Origin of the sequence: Gryllotalpicola kribbensis, assembly GCF_039538245.1 — a bacterium.
GTDB lineage: Bacteria > Actinomycetota > Actinomycetes > Actinomycetales > Microbacteriaceae > Gryllotalpicola > Gryllotalpicola kribbensis.
Genome location: NZ_BAABBX010000019.1, coordinates 1 through 1,249, shown reverse-complemented (window position 1 = coordinate 1,249; position 1,249 = coordinate 1). Strand labels below are relative to the sequence as shown.

General features: G+C 67.8%; 1 protein-coding gene. It reads right to left on the bottom strand.

Annotated elements, in window-relative coordinates:
- A partial coding sequence (locus ABD716_RS16325; protein ID WP_344778846.1) for an IS256 family transposase occupies positions 1 to 1,225 on the bottom strand: 1,225 nt, incomplete at its 3' end.
- Positions 1,226 to 1,249 lie beyond the last annotated feature (24 nt).

The following is a 1,249-nucleotide window of genomic DNA, read 5'->3' as shown; positions in this document are numbered from 1 at the left end:
CCGCGAAGGTGATCGCGAACGCGTTCAGCGCGGGCTTCCAGCGCACGACCCAGCGTGCCCTGCCGCCGCCGGTGGGGTCAAGCGACCGGGTCACCAGGTACAGGCACTTGAGCGCGGCGGCCTCGTTCGGGAAGTGGCCCCTGGCGCGCACGGCCCTGCGGTAGCGCGCGTTGATCGACTCGATCGCGTTTGTCGTACAGATGACCCGGCGGATCTCCACGTCGTACTGCAGGAACGGCACGAACTCCGCCCAGGACGACTCCCACAGCTGCACGATCGCCGGATACCTGCCGCCCCACTCGGCGGCGAACTCCGCGAACCGGTCCTTCGCCGCCTGTTCGCTCGGGGCGGTGTACACCGGGCGCAGCGCTTTGACGATCGCGTCGCGGTGCTGCCGTCCGGCGTACCGGAACGAGTTGCGGATCAGATGCACGACGCATTGCTGGACGACGGTGTGCTCCCAGGTCGTGTTGATCGCCTCCGGCAGCCCTTTCAGCCCGTCGCAGACCGCGATGAGCACGTCCTCCACGCCCCGGTTCTTCAGCTCCGAGAAGACCTGGAGCCAGAACCTGGCGCCCTCGGCGCCGTCTCCGGCCCAGATGCCGAGGATCTCCCGCTCCCCGGCCGTGGTCACGCCCATCACGACGTAGAACGGGGTGTTGCGCACTTGCCCGTCACGGACCTTCACGACGATCGCGTCCACGAAGATCACCGGGTAGAGCACGTCCAGCGGGCGGGCAGACCACTCGGCCAGCTCCCCGGCCACCTTCTCGGTGATCTTCGAGACGGTGTCCTTGGAGACCTTCGCCCCGTAGACCTCGTCGAAGTGCGCGGCGATCTCCCCGGTCGTCAAACCCCGGGCGGACAGGGAGAGGACGATCTGGTCGATGCCATCCAGGCGCCGCTTCCGCTTCGGGACGATCACCGGCTCGAACGAACCGTCCCGATCTCGGGGCACCTCAATCTCGACCGGGCCGATCTCCGTGAGCACCGTCTTCGTGCGGGTGCCATTGCGCACGTTCGCGGTCATCGGGGCCCCGCCGTGCTCGTGGCCGAGGTGCTCGGTCAGCTCCGCCTCCAGCGCGGTCTCGAGCACGTTCTTCGTCAGCTGGCCCAGCAGCCCGTTCGGGCCCACCAGACTCACGCCCCGTTCCTTCGCCTGCGCGAGCAACCGCTGCGCGAGCTCCTTCTGATCGATGATCTCCCCGGTCACGGGATCGACCATCACATCGTCTTCAACTTCGGTCGT